Source organism: Niallia sp. XMNu-256, assembly GCF_036670015.1.
Classification (GTDB): domain Bacteria; phylum Bacillota; class Bacilli; order Bacillales; family Cytobacillaceae; genus Bacillus_BD.
In genome coordinates this window covers 528,821-547,644 of record NZ_CP137636.1, presented here as the reverse complement: position 1 = coordinate 547,644, position 18,824 = coordinate 528,821, and the positions used below count along the sequence as shown (strand labels likewise).

16 protein-coding genes and 1 pseudogene are annotated in these 18,824 nt (G+C 37.6%); 8 read left to right on the top strand and 9 right to left on the bottom strand.

Features of this window, described 5'->3' with window-relative positions:
- Positions 1–88: 88 nt before the first annotated feature.
- Positions 89–1,375: a glycosyltransferase family 2 protein gene (locus tag R4Z10_RS02730; RefSeq protein ID WP_338471704.1), complete on the bottom strand. Its 1,287-nt coding sequence runs from the start codon at positions 1,373–1,375 to the stop codon at positions 89–91.
- Between the two features lie 436 nt (positions 1,376–1,811).
- On the opposite strand from R4Z10_RS02730, the gene adhE reads away from it, so the two are divergent.
- Positions 1,812–4,415 (top strand): bifunctional acetaldehyde-CoA/alcohol dehydrogenase, encoded by a 2,604-nt coding sequence (adhE, locus tag R4Z10_RS02725; protein WP_338471703.1) that lies wholly within the window; start codon positions 1,812–1,814, stop codon positions 4,413–4,415.
- A 190-nt stretch (positions 4,416–4,605) separates the two neighbouring features.
- Here adhE and R4Z10_RS02720 read toward each other — a convergent pair whose 3' ends face one another.
- Both R4Z10_RS02720 and R4Z10_RS02715 read right to left on the bottom strand, forming a co-directional pair.
- A complete protein-coding gene (locus R4Z10_RS02720) occupies positions 4,606–5,385 on the bottom strand; it encodes a Cof-type HAD-IIB family hydrolase (RefSeq protein ID WP_338471702.1) in 780 nt (259 codons plus the stop codon).
- 154 nt (positions 5,386–5,539) lie between these two features.
- Positions 5,540–5,824, bottom strand: coding sequence for a hypothetical protein (locus tag R4Z10_RS02715; protein WP_338471701.1), 285 nt, complete (start codon positions 5,822–5,824; stop codon positions 5,540–5,542).
- Positions 5,825–6,020: 196 nt separating this feature from the next.
- Here R4Z10_RS02715 and R4Z10_RS02710 point away from each other — a divergent pair, with 196 nt between their 5' ends.
- Entirely contained in the window at positions 6,021–6,962 is a 942-nt protein-coding gene (locus tag R4Z10_RS02710) for a cupin domain-containing protein (RefSeq protein ID WP_338471700.1), read from the top strand.
- 427 nt (positions 6,963–7,389) lie between these two features.
- Positions 7,390–8,634 (top strand): serine/threonine transporter SstT, encoded by a 1,245-nt coding sequence (sstT, locus tag R4Z10_RS02705; protein ID WP_338471699.1) that lies wholly within the window; start codon positions 7,390–7,392, stop codon positions 8,632–8,634.
- 52 nt (positions 8,635–8,686) lie between these two features.
- On the opposite strand, the gene R4Z10_RS02700 is transcribed toward sstT, so the two are convergent.
- Positions 8,687–9,181, bottom strand: a complete 495-nt coding sequence (locus R4Z10_RS02700; RefSeq protein WP_338471698.1) for a CarD family transcriptional regulator — start codon at positions 9,179–9,181, stop codon at positions 8,687–8,689.
- A 127-nt stretch (positions 9,182–9,308) separates the two neighbouring features.
- Here R4Z10_RS02700 and R4Z10_RS02695 point away from each other — a divergent pair, with 127 nt between their 5' ends.
- Entirely contained in the window at positions 9,309–9,746 is a 438-nt protein-coding gene (locus tag R4Z10_RS02695) for a MarR family winged helix-turn-helix transcriptional regulator (protein ID WP_338471697.1), read from the top strand.
- Positions 9,747–9,777: 31 nt separating this feature from the next.
- Here R4Z10_RS02695 and R4Z10_RS02690 read toward each other — a convergent pair.
- A pseudogene (locus R4Z10_RS02690) lies at positions 9,778–10,157 on the bottom strand (DNA topoisomerase IV subunit B); the annotation flags it as partial.
- Positions 10,152–10,364, bottom strand: a complete 213-nt coding sequence (locus R4Z10_RS02685; protein WP_338473302.1) for a hypothetical protein — start codon at positions 10,362–10,364, stop codon at positions 10,152–10,154. The pseudogene R4Z10_RS02690 and the gene R4Z10_RS02685, both read right to left, overlap by 6 nt.
- 420 nt (positions 10,365–10,784) lie before the next feature.
- On the opposite strand from R4Z10_RS02685, the gene R4Z10_RS02680 reads away from it, so the two are divergent.
- The 3 genes from R4Z10_RS02680 to R4Z10_RS02670 all read left to right on the top strand — a co-directional run bounded on the left by R4Z10_RS02680 (position 10,785) and on the right by R4Z10_RS02670 (position 14,058).
- Complete coding sequence (locus tag R4Z10_RS02680; protein WP_338473145.1) at positions 10,785–12,194, top strand: amino acid ABC transporter substrate-binding protein/permease; 1,410 nt, start codon at positions 10,785–10,787, stop codon at positions 12,192–12,194.
- Positions 12,181–12,909 (top strand): amino acid ABC transporter ATP-binding protein, encoded by a 729-nt coding sequence (locus tag R4Z10_RS02675; protein ID WP_338471696.1) that lies wholly within the window; start codon positions 12,181–12,183, stop codon positions 12,907–12,909. The genes R4Z10_RS02680 and R4Z10_RS02675 overlap by 14 nt, the downstream gene beginning before the upstream one ends.
- A 189-nt stretch (positions 12,910–13,098) precedes the next feature.
- A complete protein-coding gene (locus tag R4Z10_RS02670) occupies positions 13,099–14,058 on the top strand; it encodes a D-2-hydroxyacid dehydrogenase (protein ID WP_338471695.1) in 960 nt (319 codons plus the stop codon).
- A 175-nt stretch (positions 14,059–14,233) separates the two neighbouring features.
- Here R4Z10_RS02670 and R4Z10_RS02665 read toward each other — a convergent pair whose 3' ends face one another.
- Entirely contained in the window at positions 14,234–14,467 is a 234-nt protein-coding gene (locus R4Z10_RS02665; RefSeq protein WP_338471694.1) for a hypothetical protein, read from the bottom strand.
- 899 nt (positions 14,468–15,366) lie between these two features.
- Here R4Z10_RS02665 and dacB point away from each other — a divergent pair.
- On the top strand, positions 15,367–16,776 hold the full coding sequence (dacB, locus tag R4Z10_RS02660; RefSeq protein WP_338471693.1) for a D-alanyl-D-alanine carboxypeptidase/D-alanyl-D-alanine-endopeptidase: 1,410 nt from the start codon (positions 15,367–15,369) through the stop codon (positions 16,774–16,776).
- A 180-nt stretch (positions 16,777–16,956) separates the two neighbouring features.
- Here the strand turns inward: dacB and R4Z10_RS02655 are convergent, their stop codons facing one another.
- Positions 16,957–17,388, bottom strand: coding sequence for a transposase (locus R4Z10_RS02655; protein WP_338471692.1), 432 nt, complete (start codon positions 17,386–17,388; stop codon positions 16,957–16,959).
- A 25-nt stretch (positions 17,389–17,413) separates the two neighbouring features.
- Positions 17,414–18,559, bottom strand: a complete 1,146-nt coding sequence (locus tag R4Z10_RS02650; protein WP_338471691.1) for a hypothetical protein — start codon at positions 18,557–18,559, stop codon at positions 17,414–17,416.
- Positions 18,560–18,824 lie beyond the last annotated feature (265 nt).

Sequence of the window (18,824 nt, the reverse complement as noted above, 5' to 3'; positions counted from 1 at the left end):
TTATTTATCGTTTCCCTATCGACATATTATAATTCTATTAAAAAAAGACCCGGTATTCGTGTCTATCACGATCACCGAGTCTAAATTCTTACCTTACATCGTCTAATGACTTCACCACTGTATGGGCGATTGGCTTCCATTCAACATCTTTAAACAAAGCTACAACCGAAATGGGGATATACGTAAACATAAACAAAGGAAATGTGAACATATAGGCAACCTTTTTCCAACTAGCACAGTGGATGGACCTCCATTCTGTCAATGTCGTTATGAAACCAAGAATAAACAGGACTCCATAATACCAACACACAGATTTAAGTAGTGCAATCGAAGTCATTTCTATAACCGCTTTTCCCCCAAACAAATCAAAGAAACCGGCTGCGAAGAAAAAGCCATTAACTAAAATGCTAGCAAAAGAAATCAACATTGCAGGCATGATCGTCATCGTCATATCGAAACAGGAGAATCGATTTTGTTTTCCTTGAAAAATACCGCCAATCAGATCTTTGCCGTATTTGGCGAAGACTTGATAAAACCCCTTTGCCCAACGCAATCTCTGGTTCCAGGATTGGCTAAACGTAACAGGTTGTTCATCGTAAAATACAGCCTTTTTACAATAGCCGAATTTTTCACCTTTAATGATTTGAGATACAGAAAACTCGATATCTTCGGTGAGCAAATGATGAATCCATCCTCCATTGGCTTTAATGACATCAGCATGTACAAGAAATCCTGTCCCGGATATGGCACAGCTTGATTTCAACACCATCCTTGGTAGATTCAAATACTCTGCTTCATGCAAGAACCAAAGGCCATACCCTGCTGAGATCCAGTTTTGATCATAATTTTTTGAGTTTCGATAGCTCGTAACTACCCGATATCCTCTATTAAACGTTTTGTTCATTTCTGCAATATAATTTTCATCTAGTAAATTATCGGCATCAAACACAAATAATCCATCATACTTTTTGGATGAAAATTCTGTTTCAATGATACTTATCATATAGTCAAGGGCATACCCTTTTCCAACTTGGGCTTTATTAAAACGTTCTCTAACAATGGCCCCAGCCTTCCTTGCCTCATGTGCAGTCCCATCCGTACAATTATCTGCTACAACAAAAACATCAACCAATTCCTTAGGATAGTTCTGATTTTTAATACTATTTATCAGTTGTCCGATCACTAACTCTTCATTACGTGCTGCGATAATGATCGCATATCTGTTCAGTTGAATATTTCTAACTTCCTCTTTTTTGCTCCTTTTAGCCTTAAATGCAACAAACATGTACACAATTTGATAGGAATACATAATGGCAAATAATACAAACATGGTGAAATTAAAATATTCAATAAAAGCCGATAGATTTGATTCCAAGCAGATTCCCCCATGAAGTTATTTTAGTTAAAATCTTCTTCTATTACTCTTTATTGGCTAAACAGAATGTAGTAAAGCCGTCCCCTCTTAAAATACGAACCTCCTGTTTGATCTTTTTGGAACATCCAAAGTGAAACTACAACACTTGACCTCTTAAAAGTTAAGTATATGGTCTATTCTCAAACAGGGGATTAATGTAATGTAAAAGTTTGGTAAAAATTAGTTTTCCCTAAAACTTCTTGTGATATTTGTTACTTACATCACTCAACATTTCACATGATTGTGATTGTCATTTTTTTCTATTTGTATTAAATTAAAAATATAAATATATTGCCCATTACTTCACAAAATAACAAAGTTTCCTTATGAAGGGAAATTAGTCAGTTTGAATCATTAACTATTTATGCTCATCTTTTCACAACTAAGGAGGATTCTCATGGCTGTTATCGAAGCAGAACTCACCCAAGAAGAAGTTGTATCAAAAATGATTGACAAATTAATTTCCAATGCAAAACAGGCTTTAAGTCAATTCAAAGGGTTTGACCAAAGGCAAATCGACGAGATTGTAAAACAAATGGCTGTAGCCGGATTAGATCAGCATATGCCATTGGCAAAACTAGCTGTTCAGGAAACAAGACGTGGGGTTTATGAAGATAAAATTATCAAGAACCTTTTTGCAACTGAGTACATTTGGAACACCATTAAAGATGAGCCGACAGTTGGAGTTATCCATGAAAATAAATTAGAAGGCATTGTAGACATTGCTGACCCAATCGGTGTGATTTGTGCTGTTACACCAGTAACAAATCCTACATCAACGACCATGTTTAAAATTTTAATTTCTATTAAAGCACGGAATCCGATCATCTTTGCTTTTCACCCTTCCGCACAAAAATGCTCAAGTGAAGCAGCAAAAGTATTACGTGATGCAGCAATCAAAGCAGGTGCTCCAGAGCATTGTATTCAATGGGTTGAGTCTCCTTCCATGGAAGCTACCCACCAACTTATGACACATCCTGGAATTTCTCTTATTTTAGCCACCGGTGGCTCTGGAATGGTCAAATCAGCCTACAGTTCAGGAAAACCAGCCATTGGAGTTGGCCCTGGGAATGTTCCTTGTTATATTGAAAAATCAGCGATTGTTAAACGTGCTGTCAATGATCTCGTCCTGTCAAAAACCTTTGATAATGGGATGATTTGTGCATCTGAACAAGCAGTAATTATTGATAAGGAAATCTATGATGTGACAAAAAAAGAATTTATCGATCTTGGTTGCTATTTCCTAACAACGGATGAAAAAGATAAAGTAGAAAAACTAGTTATCAATGAAAATACTTGTGCAGTTAATACTGCAATCGTCGGACAGCCCGCAAGTAAAATTGCACAGTTGGCAGGGATTAAGGTCGCAGAGGATACAAAAATTCTCATTGCTGAATTAGCTGGTGTGGGACCTGAATTTCCTCTATCTCGTGAAAAACTAAGTCCTGTTCTTGCATGTTATAAAGCTCATTCAACAGAAGAAGGTTTTGAGCGAGCCGAAGAAATGCTTGAATTTGGTGGTCTTGGCCACACGGCTGTCATTCACTCTACGAATAGGGACGTTCTTGATGAATTTGCTAGTAGAATGAAAGCTGGGCGAATCATTACAAATGCCCCTTCTTCACAAGGAGGCATTGGTGATATTTATAATGCAAACACACCATCCTTAACACTAGGATGCGGATCATATGGCGGCAACTCGATCTCAGTTAACGTGACTGCCTCACATTTAATTAATATTAAAAAGATGGCGAGAAGGAATAAAAATATGCAATGGTTTAAAGTGCCACCAAAAATTTACTTTGAAAAAAATTCAATTCAATATTTAGCAGCAATGCAAGGAATTTCAAAAGCTTTGATTGTAACAGATCAAGCAATGGTCGAATTCGGGTATGTTGATAAAGTGGTTCATTATTTAGAAGAGAATCCAAATAACGTTCATTATCGAATCTTCTCCCAAGTGGAACCAGATCCGTCTATTGAAACGGTCATGAATGGAACGAAGATGATGGAGGAATTCCAACCAGATGTCATCATCGCCCTAGGTGGAGGTTCACCAATGGATGCGGCAAAAGGTATGTGGTTATTTTACGAGCACCCTGAAGCTAATTTCCATGAGTTAAAACAAAAATTTATGGATATTCGTAAACGTGTTGTTAAGTATCCTGAGCTTGGTGCAAAAGCAAAATTTGTAGCAATTCCAACTACCTCTGGTACTGGATCAGAAATGACATCATTTGCTGTGATCTCTGATAAAGTGAACAACATGAAATACCCATTGGCAGATTATGAATTAACCCCAGATGTTGCGATTATTGATCCACAGTTTATCATGTCCTTGCCAAAATCTGTAACGGCTGATACAGGGATGGATGTGTTGACACATGCAATTGAAGCCTACGTGTCTGTTATGGCAAACGACTATACAGATGGCCTTGCCATTAAAGCGATTCAATTAGTATTTAAATATTTACCAAGAGCCTACGCGAATGGGAATGATGAAGAAGCACGGGAAAAAATGCATAATGCATCCGCTATTGCAGGAATGGCCTTTTCCAACGCCTTCTTAGGGATTAATCATAGCTTAGCCCATAAGCTTGGTGCCGAATACCATGTACCTCACGGACGTGCCAATACGATTCTTATGCCGCATGTCATTCGTTACAATGCAACAAAACCGAGGAAACTAGCGACTTTCCCGAAATACGAGCATTTTATTGCTGATGAGCGTTACGCAGAGATTGCTAGAATTTTAGGACTTCCTGCAAGTACAACCGCAGAAGGAGTCGAAAGCCTTGTTCAAGCCATCATTTCTTTAGCAAAAGAATTAAACATCCCGATGAGTCTTCAATCACAAGGGATTGACAAAAAAGAGTTTGAACAAAATGTAGATATACTAGCAGACCGTGCTTTTGAAGATCAATGTACAGGTGCTAACCCTAAAATGCCGCTTGTTTCTGAGCTTGCTGAAATTTATCGTAAGGCTTATAAAGGGGTATAATCAAGAGGATAAAAGGACTTCCGTATAAGCGGAAGTCTTCTTTATGTAAGGAACTTATCTAGTTAGATCGGATATCTTTTTACCAACACCAAAGACGATTCCCAATCATAGTGAAATCATCTACTGTATCTAATATCTCCTTTATACTAATATAAGAGGCTATAGGTTATGGATATTGTTCTTATTCTATTTATAATAATCCTACCATCTGAAGGCCATATTGAATTCCATTATCATCTACTGATTTAGTCACATATTTTGCAACGGACTTTAAAGATTCATCCGCATTTCCCATGGCGACACTATTATAAATTCTCGAAAGCATTTCAACATCATTTGGGCCATCGCCAAAAGCAAATTGTCTTTCCCTTGAAAAACCTAGCTTTTCCGTTATTTTTTCTATTCCATTTGCCTTGGATCCGCCTGTTGGAATAACATCAACGGATACAGGGTGCCATCTAATAAAATCAAAGTCAGGAAATTTCTCTTGATAAAACTGTTCTTCCCCTGCCTCACAAAATATTATCGATTGGTATAATGGACGACCTTTATAATAAGAAGGATCATGGGTAGGAAATTGTTCGATTCTCAAGGAACGAATACTCTCATAAATAAATGGATGTTCTGGAACATTGGCTTTCATATCTTTGTGATCCATATATAAGACGGGATGATTATGACGAAGGGCTTCCTCTGTTAACCTTTCGAGAGGTTCGATCTTTAACGGATTTGTATATAGTACTTCCCCATTTAAAACAACATATTGTCCGTTATAACTTACATAGGTATCTATTTCTAATTCTGCTCGCAATTTTTCAAACATAAAAGGAGCTCGTCCAGTTGCAATGGCTACGATATGTCCATTTTCTTTCAATTTATATATGGCATCTTTAGCTGTTTTCGGCATTTCCTTCTCATCGTTTAGCAATGTTCCATCTATATCAAAAAAGATTATACTTTGTTTGGTCATTTTATTCCTTCTTTCTATTCCTTTAACCTGCCTCTCATTCACTCTATAAGTACTTTTTGTATAAGTCAAAGAAATACTGAAGACAGCAAGATCATTTTCTTGCTATCTACCTATTATCGCTGCAATGGTAACTAAAACCACTCATAGTTTTCTCTCATTTCCAATATAGCCAGCCGACAACAAATCCTGCACCTGTTCCTAACTCCTGTGCAGCAAAGGTGCTAAATGACCCTGTTGTTGGGTTAGCGACGGTCATTTCTGAAAGGGCGTATAAGGTAAAGAAGGCCAAGGCACCCGCCAAAATATAAGATATAACAATAGATGGACCCGCTGCATGAATAGCCACTGATGATCCAAGATAAAATGATCCCCCTATAACACTTCCGATTGCCATCATTGCTAACTGCCATGCTGACAATCCTTTAAATTTTGTTGTCATATTCTTCTCCTATATTTCAATATTTTATTAAAGACATAAGAATTTACCTTAGCAACAAACCTTGTTATTTTCTAACGTAATGAAAAGGATTCTTAATAAGATAGTAATGAGAAAGAACGTATTTGATAATGACAGGCACATCCCTAGTAAAAAGCCATAAAATAACCCTGATGAAAAACGAAGGGATTGAAAAGATATGTATTATGTACCTCCAGGTTATCCATATCCTTATTATGCAAGCACCCCGATTTATCCGGATTATAGAAACCAAATTCCAGAGTCCCAATGGCAAATCGTACCTAATGCAATATTAGCAAGAATTAATGGAGAGGCTTCCACGATTGACTTAATCAACCGACTCATTCAAATAGCTCCAGATCAAGAACAAAAAGAGCGATTATTACAAGTTTTAGAGGATGAAAACCTACATTTGCAGCAGTTGACAGACCACTATATTCGTCTTACTGGAAGTCAACCTTTTTACAATGTAGAAAAGATCCCTATTCAGGAGTTTCATGATGGATTGGAAAAAACGTTTGAAGTGAAATGTAATGAATTTGAAGAATATCGGAATCATTATTTATTTACACAAGATTCATTCGTTCGAGAGCTGTTTTTGCAAAACTTTAATGATGAAGCAAAGCATATTCAGCAATTAGAGGATTTGCGAGTAAGCAGAAATGATAATGGTCTCGTCATTAGAGACTATGGCCGACAGCCATTTGTTATAAATATTGAAGAAGCAACAACCCAAAATAACACGTTTCGTACCGCCTTATGGACGGGTACTCATTTTCAAATTACACTAATGAGTCTTAAACCTGGAGAGGATATTGGTTTAGAAATACACCCTAATATTGATCAATTTTTACGGATTGAACAAGGGCAGGGCATTATGCAAATGGGTCCACGTAAAGACCAATTAAACTTTCAAAGAGATGTCTTTGATGACTTTGCAATTGTGATTCCTGCGGGCACATGGCATAATTTGACCAACACAGGTAATGAGCCGCTTAAACTATATTCGATTTATGCACCCCCTCAGCACCCGTTCGGTACCGTACATCGAACAAAAGCAGATGCAATGGCCGCTGAACAGGAACACGGGCACGGGCATGGGCACGGGTACGGGCAATAGAAGGACCAATCTAATTCCATAGACCGAATTTCCGGTTCAGTAGAAAAGGCAATGAGTAGGATTCTCATTGCCTTTTCAATTATTTGTCCTCTAAAAGTTCTTGAAAAAATACTTAGTGAGATAGTGGTCAATCATTTTCTAATCAATTCATTAATTCTATTTAAATGCATCCGATTACCCACCCCCTCAATCCTTTCTATCATATTACAAGAATGGTACAAATTCTGAGTCCGACCTTGAGGGTGGTATCCTGATTGCCCAGGGATAAGACGGATTCAAAATTATAAAAATACATATTTCACTATAATAATATGTTCCCCAATAGGCGAATTCATGTTAAACTAGCATTACTTATCGTCCATCGGGACAATACAATTGTACGTAACAGGTAAACTTTTACAGGGAAAAAATTAGGGGGAAACATCTAATGAAAAATTTAATATACAAATGGAACCAAGTGAGTTTGGTCAAGCGGATTGTTGTGGGCCTCATTTTAGGGATCATCTTCGCTTTAACCATTCCTGATGCCACCAAATGGGTATCCATTTTCGGTTCCTTATTCGTTGGGGCATTAAAGGCGGTTGCACCTGTTCTGGTTTTATTTCTTGTAATTAGTGCAATAGCACAGCATAAAACCGGACAAAAAACCAATATGAAATTGATCATCATTTTATATGCAATTAGTACTACTTTGGCTGGTTTGGTAGGAGTGATCGCTAGCTTTATCTTCCCAGTAAGCTTAACTCTTACAACAGGGGCCCAAGATGTAGCTCCTCCTGGGGGGATCCTAGAGGTACTCGAAAAGCTCTTATTCAATATTGTCGCCAATCCAGTTGATGCGATTATAAACGCTAACTATATCGGGATCCTAACATGGGCAATTGTTCTTGGAATTGCTTTAAAACATGCTTCAGATCGAACAAAAGATGTGTTTGTCGATCTCTCAGATGCCATCTCTAAGGTCGTAAAATGGGTGATTAATTTGGCACCAATCGGGATCATGGGGTTAGTTTATAATGCCATTTCAACAAGTGGCCTTTCAGCCTTGCTTGAATATGGGCAGTTATTATTAGTCCTTCTAGGTTGCATGTTCTTTGTTACTTTTTTTGTTAACCCTTTGATCGTTTATTTTTATACTCATAAAAATCCATATCCACTTGTTTTTAAATGTATTAAAGATAGTGGCATCTATGCATTCTTTACTCGTAGCTCAGCTGCAAACATTCCAGTCAATATGCGTTTAAGTAAAGAACTAGGTTTAGATGAAGATACGTATTCTGTATCCATCCCTTTAGGTGCAACAATCAATATGGCTGGTGCAGCGATTACAATTTCTGTTCTAACACTTGCTGCTGTTCATACTTTAGGGATTCAAGTTGACTTTGCTACTGCTGTGATTCTTGTCGTTCTAGCGGCAGTTTCTGCGGCTGGTGCTTCGGGGGTTGCGGGCGGATCGCTATTATTAATCCCTTTAGCTTGTAGCCTATTTGGAATTTCAAATGACATTGCCATGCAGGTTGTAGGAGTAGGATTTATTATCGGAGTACTTCAAGACTCTTGTGAGACAGCACTTAATTCACACACAGATGTTGTCTTTACGGCAACGGCAGAATATGCACAAAAACGAAAAGAAGGCAAGGAATTTGTAATGATTCCAAAGAAAGCCGTATAAACAAAATAAATTGCCAGGCACGTTCCATAAAGTGGAAAATGCCTGGCAATTTTTATTCCTGTAACATATCATTAACTCTTTGTTCAATATCCTCATAAGAAGTTTCCAATGATAAGGCGAGTTCATTAAATAAGTTGGTTTGAATCGTTTGCAATAATTTCCGGTCCTGGTCATAAATTCTCTTTCCGTTGGACTTTAACTCAAGGTTCTTGCGAATTAACGTGTTGGCCACCTGAGCGATTTCTGTACGATCTCCGGACTGAACGATCTTTCCATATTTTAAATTCCTTTGTCTAGAATCTTCAATCCATTCAATACCTGGTCCATTAAACGTTTGTAAAAGTAAGTCTGCCTCTTCCTTATCCATTGTTCTAAGCATCACTACTTTATCGTTATCTACCGGGGTGCTGATTTTTAGATTTGCATCATCTAAAGGATGTAAAATATAATACTTCCTAGTTACACCAGCGAAGGTTTGATCACGGATATCATCAATTTCACACAGTCCATGTTCCGAATAAATAATGACATCTCCAATATTAAACATCTACATTTCCCCTACATTTTTGAATTTTCGTTCTAATCTTATTATAGGACATTCCTTTATTATTGTCAATTTAATTGACAATCTACCTTTTGTATATTATTTTTAGAATTAGAAAGAAGTGAAGTCATTGGACAGGAATTTAGAAGAATTAGATTTATTCGACCTATTAAGCGAACGTCATTATCAACTTCGAAACTTAACTGAAAAACTATGGAATGACCATAGTGATATTTATATATCGAATTCTGAATGGTTTATAATGGCACGAACGTATAAGAAACAGCCCACAATCGCTTACATTTCTAAACATGTCGACATTTCAAGGCAAGCTACACATAAGTTTATTAAAAACCTTGAAGCAAAAGGATTAGTTGAGGTGAAAAATGTAGAAAATAATAAGAAAGAAAAGTGTTTGCGTTTAACCCCACTAGGTGAAGAGTGTTACGAGAAAAATGAGGCTTTAAAAGCAACGTTAGAAAAGAAGGTCCAAGAACAAATTGGAACGGATCGGTTACTTGCTTTAAAAGAAGTTCTTGCTTTAGATTGGGGATTATCAGATGAATAAGAGGATGCCTTAAGAACACCCTCTTATTCTGTTATACATCAAGGTTCTTAACGTATAATGCATTTTCCTCGATGAATTGACGGCGTGGTGCTACCTTTTCTCCCATCAACATTTCAACTGTTTCTTCAGCGACTTTTGCGTCATCAATCGTCACCTTTAACAGAGTTCTAGTCTCAGGATTCATCGTTGTCTCCCATAACTGCTTTGAATTCATTTCTCCTAATCCTTTATAACGCTGCAAGTTTGGCTTAGGAGATGCTGGTAATGAAGCCATAATCTCTTCTAATTGGCGGTCATTATAAGCATATTGAATGTTTCTCCCTTGCTAACTTTGTATAAAGGTGGTTGAGCACAATAAATATAGCCCTGCTCTATCGCTTCAAGCATGTATCGGTAAAAGAAAGATTAGATGTCTTTCTGTTCTACGTTTACTGTTTTTACTCCAATGAAAATAAAATTCTGAAATAGTTCACTTTCATTAACGGATACCCTATCTGCTAAATCCTTTGTTCTCAACACAAACTCTTTAACTCCAATAAATTCTGATTGAGCGACCAAATAAAACTGTGTTCCCTTTTTATAGCCTCGAAATTTTCTTTTAAGCTTATATACCTTCATCGAATACCCTCTAGTCATTTTTTCTATACTACTTGAAATTTTCCTCTAATCATTCATTTTAATCAAGAGGGGCTACTTAATAGGACCAAAAGTTTTATAAATGAATTTAAAGCTAATTTCATTCGACCTGCACCTCTATACCTAGGCCCTATATTTATGGTAAAATCGTTGAGGTGAATTAATTTCAAAAAATCATTAACTGGAAAAAATTGTTTTTTATTCGAGCGGAAGTAACATGTATAATTAATAAAGTTGAATCCCCATTAATACCCCCAGCTATAAAACTAAATTATAACAGGATGGTTTGATTCTATTTGTTATATAATTCACAAAATTTAATTTATTGCACTTAACAAACTCATCATTTAAAGGAGAGAAGATATGAAGACAGCTAAGAAACTTTCATCACTTTTTATGTTTATGTTGGTACTGTTTACAACATTTTCGTTAGCATCGACAACCAATGTACATGCAGAAGAAAAAACTTATGTAATCGGTACCGATGTCACCTTTGCCCCATTTGAATTCCAAGATGTGAATGGCGAATTTGTTGGAATAGACATGGATTTATTAAAAGCAATTGCAGAAGATCAAGGTTTTAAATATGAAATTAAACCTCTTGGCTTTAATGCAGCTGTACAAGCCTTAGAAGCAAAACAGGTAGATGCAGTAATTGCAGGTATGAGTATTACTGAAGAACGGGCAAAGAAATTCGACTTCTCAGACCCTTATTTTGATTCAGGGGTTATTATGGCAGTTGATGAAAACGATGATTCGATTTCATCTTATGAAGATCTAAAAGGGAAAAGAGTTGCTATAAAGACAGGAACAGAAGGGGCTGCTTTTGCCCAAAGCATTCAAGATGAATACGGCTTTGACATCGTTACATATGATGACTCTGCGAATATGTATGAAGATGTAAAATCCGGTAACTCAGTGGCAGCATTTGATGATTACCCTGTATTAGCTTATGGGGTTAAACAAGGCAATGGATTAAAGATTGTTACAGAAAAAGAAGCTGGTAATTCATATGGCTTCGCTGTTTCTAAAGGTGAAAATGCTGAGTTATTACAAATGTTTAATGACGGTTTGATGAACTTAAGAGCATCAGGTGAATACCAAGAAATTTTAGATCGATATTTAGAAACAGGGTCGGAAGTAGCAGAAGATACGGGATTTTTCGGTTTATTCAAACAAAGTTTTCCGAGCTTAATGACTGGCTTAAAAATGACGATGATTTTAACGGTTGTTTCCTTAATCATTGCCTCGGCACTCGGTGTGGTCTTCGGGTTATTCCTAGTTTCAAAAACGAGATTATTAAGGATCATTGCCACAGTATATGTTGATATTTTCCGTGGTACCCCTCTAATTGTACAAGCATTCTTTATTTATTTTGGTATTCCTGCAGCACTTGATATACGAATTACAGCTGTTGTGGCAGGTTTAATTACGTTAAGCTTAAATGCAGGTGCGTATATGGCTGAAATTGTTCGTGGTGGTATTCAGTCGATTGATAAAGGCCAAATGGAAGCGGCCCGAAGCTTAGGACTTCCATACGGAAAGGCGATGTCTAAAGTTGTCTTGCCACAAGCAGTTCGTGTGATGATTCCATCATTTATTAACCAATTTGTTATTACATTAAAAGATACTTCCATTCTATCGATTATCGGTATTAATGAGTTAACACAAAGCGGAAAGATTATCATTGCTCGAAATTTAGAGTCGTTCCAAATGTGGTTAATCGTTGGTATTATTTACTTCATTATCATTATGATTTTAACAAAAGTATCGAATGTGTTAGAAAGAAGGATTAAATATGGAAAAAATTAAGGTAACGAATCTGAAAAAATCATATGGGGATCTAGAAGTATTAAAATCAATTGATTTGCAGGTTGGAGAAGGTGAAGTCGTTTGTTTAATCGGTCCTTCTGGTTCTGGTAAAAGTACACTTCTTCGTTGCTTAAACTTACTTGAAGAGGTAACGGGTGGAGAGGTTATTGTTAATGGGACGAACCTTACAACTAAAGGAACAAATATAAACAAGGTCCGTGAAAATATCGGAATGGTATTCCAACACTTTAATCTTTTTCCTCATCTAACGATATTAGATAATATAACCCTTGCTCCAGTTGAGTTAAATAAGGCAACGAAAGAACAGGCAAAGGAAAAGGCTTTAGAGCTATTAAGACGTGTAGGCTTAGAGGATAAAGCTTCGGCAAAACCAGATCAATTATCTGGTGGACAAAAGCAAAGGGTTGCGATTGCTCGCGCCCTTGCGATGAATCCGGATATCATGTTATTCGATGAGCCTACGAGTGCGCTTGACCCCGAGATGGTTGGTGAAGTATTAGCCGTTATTAAACAATTGGTTCAAGAAGGAATGACCATGGTGATTGTAACCCATGAAATGGGCTTTGCAAAAGAAGTAGCCGACCGCGTTATCTTTATGGACGGTGGATATATTGTTGAACAAGACAGACCACAAGAAATTTTCGGCAACCCAAAAAATGAACGTACGAAAGACTTCTTGAACAAAGTGTTATAGAATGAAGCACCGGCATGGTTCCGGTGCTTCTCTTTTTATTTATATATAGTTTGTTGCCTCACTTCACAGAGTACTCATTATCAATTAAACTATAAAACAGAACAAGTTGAATTAATTTTCCCAATTCCTTATCTAATAGAATAGGAACCTATTTTTTGTTTCTATATAATGCCAAAAAGGAGTAGTTAAATGAGTAAACGTCAAACGAATATTCTCGTGTTTAGTCCTAATCTTACAGATGTTGAGGCATATGTTGAAAGTATCCGCAAAGAGGGATATTTATCCGTACAAGGAGCGACAACTTTTGAGGAAGCAGAAAAATACTTACCCAACACTGAAGTGATTTTAGCTTGGAAATTCCCTACTCAACTGTTAAACAAACCCATCTCGTCATCTGTCCGATGGTTTCAATCAATGGGAGCTGGAGTCAATGATTTAGTTACAGACCCTTCCATTCCTAAAGACATGTTCATTACACGAATTGTTGATCAATTTGGTACTTACATTTCTGAATATGTATTTTCATTTCTCTTGGACATAGTAAAAGATGGTCCTCGGATGAGGCAGGCCCAATTGAAACAAAGTTGGGATTCATTCACTTCCGATACTTTGAAGGGAAAAACAATCGGGATTGCCGGACTCGGATCGATTGGAGCTGAAATTGTACGGAAGGCACGAGCATTCGATATGAATGTAAACGGGCTAAGTTTTAGCGGAAAACAAGCATCATTAGTTGACCAACATTATTTTCCAAATCAATGGCTTGAATTCGTAAAAGAACTAGACTATTTAGTGCAAACCCTTCCTTTAACAGATCAAACACATTACGTCATTAACAAGGATATTCTTTTAGCAATGAAACCAAATGCCTGTCTGATCAACGTAGGTCGTGGTGCACTCATTAATGAAGATCATTTAATTTCTGTTATGCAATCAGGACATCTTCAGGCGGCCATTCTCGATGTGTTCGAGAAAGAACCGTTGCCTAAAGGCCATATTCTCTGGTCCATGCCAAATGTGTATGTCACTTCTCATCTATCAGGACCAAGTACGGTTGAAGGAGTAAGTCACTTTTTTATCAAAAATTTAAAACGATATTTAGAGGAACAACCATTACATGGATTAGTTGATCGGAAATTAGGGTACTGAAGTCGACATTAAATATAAAAGCTAATAGCCTCAACCGCTAGTTTAAGGGAATATTACAGCGCAAAAAAGAGGGATCCATCCTAACTGCATGACTATCTTCGCAGACTAGAACGGATCCCTTTATTTTTTATGAAATATTTTCAACAGAACTTTCACTATCACCCTTCTTAGCCTTTTATGTTCCAAGTAGTGTTACCGCTACAATAACAACTAAGCCTGTGAATACTCCATAAATGATCGGGAGCATAGAGGTGACACCGTAAACGATAGAGGTAATAAAGACAACAACTGTACTCGCGATAATGGCGGAAAATGCCGCTTTACTCGTTGTACGTTTCCAAAACAAGCCAACAACTAACGGTACGAAGATTGCACCTGATAGAATAGCAATTGTTTTCAAAGCTATCATTACTACATCTCACGTATTCTGTCCGAACTAAGCTCTCTTGCGGACTCTTCCAGCCTACATCTCACGTATTCTGTCCGAACTAGGCTCTCTTGCGGACTCTTTCAGCCTAGATCGCACGAATTCTGTCCGAACTAAGCCCTCTTTCGGACTCTGCTAGCCTGAATCTCACGTATTCTGTCCGAACTAACCTCTCTTTCGGACTCTGCCTACCTACATCTCACGTATTCTGTCCGAACTAACCTCTCTTTCGGACTCTGCCTACCTACATCTCACGTATTCTGTCCGAACTAAGCCCTCTTTCGGACTCTGCCTGACTGGATCACACGGAATCTGTCCGAATTAAGCCCTCTTTCGGACTCTGCCTGCCTGAACCTCACGGAATCTGTCCGAACTAAGTCCTCTTTCGGACTCTTCCTGCCTGAATCGCACGGATTCTGTCCGAACTAAGTCCTCTTTCGGACTCTGCCTGCCTGAATCTCACGGAATCTGTCCGAACTAAGTCCTCTTTCGGACTCTGCCTGCCTGAACCTCATGTAATCTGTCCGAACTAACCTCTCTTTCGGACTTTTCCTGCCTGGATCTCACCAACTCTGTCCGAAACCACCTCTCTTTCGGACTCTGCCAGCCTGAATCTCATGTAATCTGTCCGAAACCACCTCTCTTTCGAACTCTGCTAGCCTGAATCGCACGGATTCTGTCCGAAACCACCTCTCTTATTTGGGCCGTGTCTCACATCTTCATTCGATGGTAAGATTCATCTAAAATTTTTATCCCATAATGCTTTTTTATACATAAGAACGTTAGTCTTAGTTAAAAATAGCTATTAAAAAAGCTGGAAGTGGAATATAGTGAACAAATCTAAAAAAGCTATATATATTTACGTTATTATTACCCTAGTTATGTTATTAATAGCATCCTCAACCTCTTTTGCACAAAAAACAAGTCCTTCTTTTCAAAATGAATTAGATCAACTGTTACAGAATGACCCCCTTTTAAAAGGTAGTCTCACAGGAATTAGTGTTCGCTGTGCAAGTACTGGCGAGATCCTTTATGAACATAATGGGGATATTCGGATGCGACCTGCCTCGAATCTAAAACTCTTTACCGCTGCAGCCGCTTTGTCCGTATTAGGGCAAAATTATCAATTTAAGACAGAGCTTCGAACCGATGGCGAAATAGAGGGACAAATACTTAAAGGGAATTTGTATTTAAAAGGGTATGGGGATCCTACTCTATTAAAAGAAGACCTTACGAACATGGCGAAAAGATTATCCCACTCAGGTGTCACTAAAATTGAAGGGAGTTTAATTGGTGATGATAGTTGGTATGATGATGTTCGTTTATCACCGGATTTAGTCTGGAGTGATGAATCTGCCTACTACGGATCGCAAATTTCTGCGCTAACCATTTCTCCAGATAAAGACTTTGATTCAGGCACTGTTTTAATGGATATTTCACCAGGGTCAAACATCGGTGAACCCGCACAAATTCAACTTTCGCCTGCAACCAATTATGTCCAAGTCATCAATCAAACCTTAACCGGATCACCCGAAGGAAACACCGACCTTTCAGTTGAGCGAAAACATGGAACAAACACGGTCATTGTAAAAGGGTTCCTACCCATAGAGACGAAAACAGAGAAAGAATATATTTCCGTTTGGGAACCAACTGTATTCGTTCTTGATCTATTTAAGGGGGAACTGGAGAAACAAGGGATTAAACTTTTGGGAACTGGAAAACCAGGGGTCACCCCACAAAACACTGATATTCTAGCTAGTCATACATCAATGGCATTGTCAGAGCTCCTCATCCCCTTTATGAAACTAAGCAATAACGGCCATGCAGAAACTCTCGTAAAAGAAATGGGGAAAAGAAGATTAGGCGAGGGCAGCTGGGAAAAAGGACTCCAAGTGTTAAAAGAGGAACTTCCTACATTCGGTGTAAATCCTACAGATGTAGTCATCAGAGATGGTTCTGGAATTTCTCATGTGAATTTAATTCCGGCGAACGAAATTTCACAGCTATTATTTCATGTCCAAAAGGAAGTTTGGTTTCCCGCTTTCGCAACCTCCTTACCCGTTGCAGGTAAACAAAACAAAATGGTTGGCGGAACATTAAGAAACCGAATGAAGCCTCTGAATGTTAAAGCTAAAACAGGCACTCTATCGACGGTCACCTCTTTAGCCGGATATGTCGAAACAAAAGATGGTAAAACCGTGATCGTTTCAATCCTTTTAAATAATCTCATTTATGAAGCCAAAGGAAAAGAAGTGGAAGATCGAATCGTAGAACTAATAGCTAATCAGTGAACCTCTCGGCATTGAAATACCGAGCATCTTTTAACTTTTCAAACATACGGTCAAACAACAGACCTGCACATCCGATCATTAGCTGATACACCTTCGGACAGCGCATTACAAATGAGTAATGATGAACTCGAAGATTTTCCCCCAATGAATGGGTAAGAGGTTCATTGGGCTATATAAGTATTAAGCCACTGACTTAATACTTATATAGCTACGGTGACGTTTTTTAAATAATTCTTTTAATGCGGAGTGCCTTTTATTGGTGTTATATCGATACTTTTCAACTAGCTTTAACACCTCATCATCAAGCGCACGTTGTCCAATATTGATAGCTGCATTATGATCTGCGTCATCTTCATGCTTGCACACGGTACAAACAAAAAATTTACCTTTCCGGTTCTTGTCATCAATATTGGAGCATTTAGGACACATCTTTGAAGTGTAGGCGGGATCTACAGCCATATGTGGAATGCCTAGCCAATTTAATTTAGATTGGACTTTTTTCGTTAGTTGACCTCGGATCCACATACTATCCCGTTTGTTGTTTCTCGTTCCTCGGTCAAACTCAGTAATATCTAAGTCTTCATATACACAAAAGGAATGAGATCTTTTCACTTCTTCTATAAATAAGTAAGCCGCCTCATTTATACGTAAATCTGCTTCGTGAGCATATTGACGAAGGCATTTGTCCTTTTTCTTTTTTCCATTCAGTGAAGCAGCGATCTTTTGGATCTTTCCCCCTTAATCTTTCTTTTTCATATCGATTAGTGCTTTTCTTTAATTCCTTTTGATAGTCTCTCATTTTATTTCGTAAGGAAGATCGATGACCTAATTTTATTTCTACGACCTCTTCATAAAGCTGCCTCATTCCACAAAAACTACCGTAAGGATTTCCTGTATTTGTAAAGATTAAATCTGTAATACCCGCATCAAAGGAAAGGATGTTCTTTTTGGGAATTTTCTTCGTTTCAATTTTTTTCGTAAATGGAACTCCAATTCGAACCTTTCCATGATCCGTTAACTTGATCGTCATTGATCCTGTATCATACTGTTTCATTCGGCGTAATCCATTTCTTGAAGTACTTACCGGAAAAGCTACCCGGTCTTTTTCTCCAAGTAATTTTACATATACAATAAAAGCTTCTTTTGTGGAATGGGACTTTTCTAATGTTGAGAGGCGAGAATCCAATTGAAGGGGGACACTTTTTGTCAAAAAAGGCAATTTCATGTATTTTAGCTTGTCCAGAAAGAGATTTGCGACTGTTTCCTTATAATACTCACGTTTTTCTTCACTTAATGCCTTTAACTTCATCAATAGCTTTTGATAATCATCAACTTTGGATTTGGAAGGTTTCTCTTTTTGATTTTCCTTCTCGATTAAACCTTGAATCATTGCCATTTCATCCGCTTTCATAACGGTCGCATTCAATAAGGATAGAAAAGATATATACACCTCCATTTCTGGATGATGCTGTTGGATAAACCCGTAAACCTTATTCCGAATACGAATGACATGATTATGCAGTTCTTTAACGGCCATGTCCACTGCATTTTGTCCATACGCTGAACCAAGTTGATGACCTTTACGTACTTCTTTTTCCAGATTTCTTACCTTTGGTGACTGTTTATTGTTAGTTAACAAGTCTAGTAAATAAGTAGGGTCTTGACCCATCCTATTTATAAATTTATTAATGAGATTTGTGTATTCTTTTTGAGTGTTTTTTAACAGATTCATTTTATGAACGGTGGGTTTACCATGTAAAAATACAGACCTTGTTTCTGCCATATCCCTCACCCCCTATTATTCTGTTTTTCAATATATTTAAGAACCGACTGTTTCAAGATAAAAACTACTGCTCCATAACCTCCCTTTCCATAGCTGTTCTTTTATCTCTGGATAGTTCAGAAACAATTTTCTACCTGAAATCCCTTTCAACATTTTATCGATTTAAGATGGGAAACATTTGGGTGTATGGAGGCAAAAAACATGAACATTATCTTGTTCTCCAACAACCATTGAAACAACAAAATCTTTATCTTCTGTAATCCTT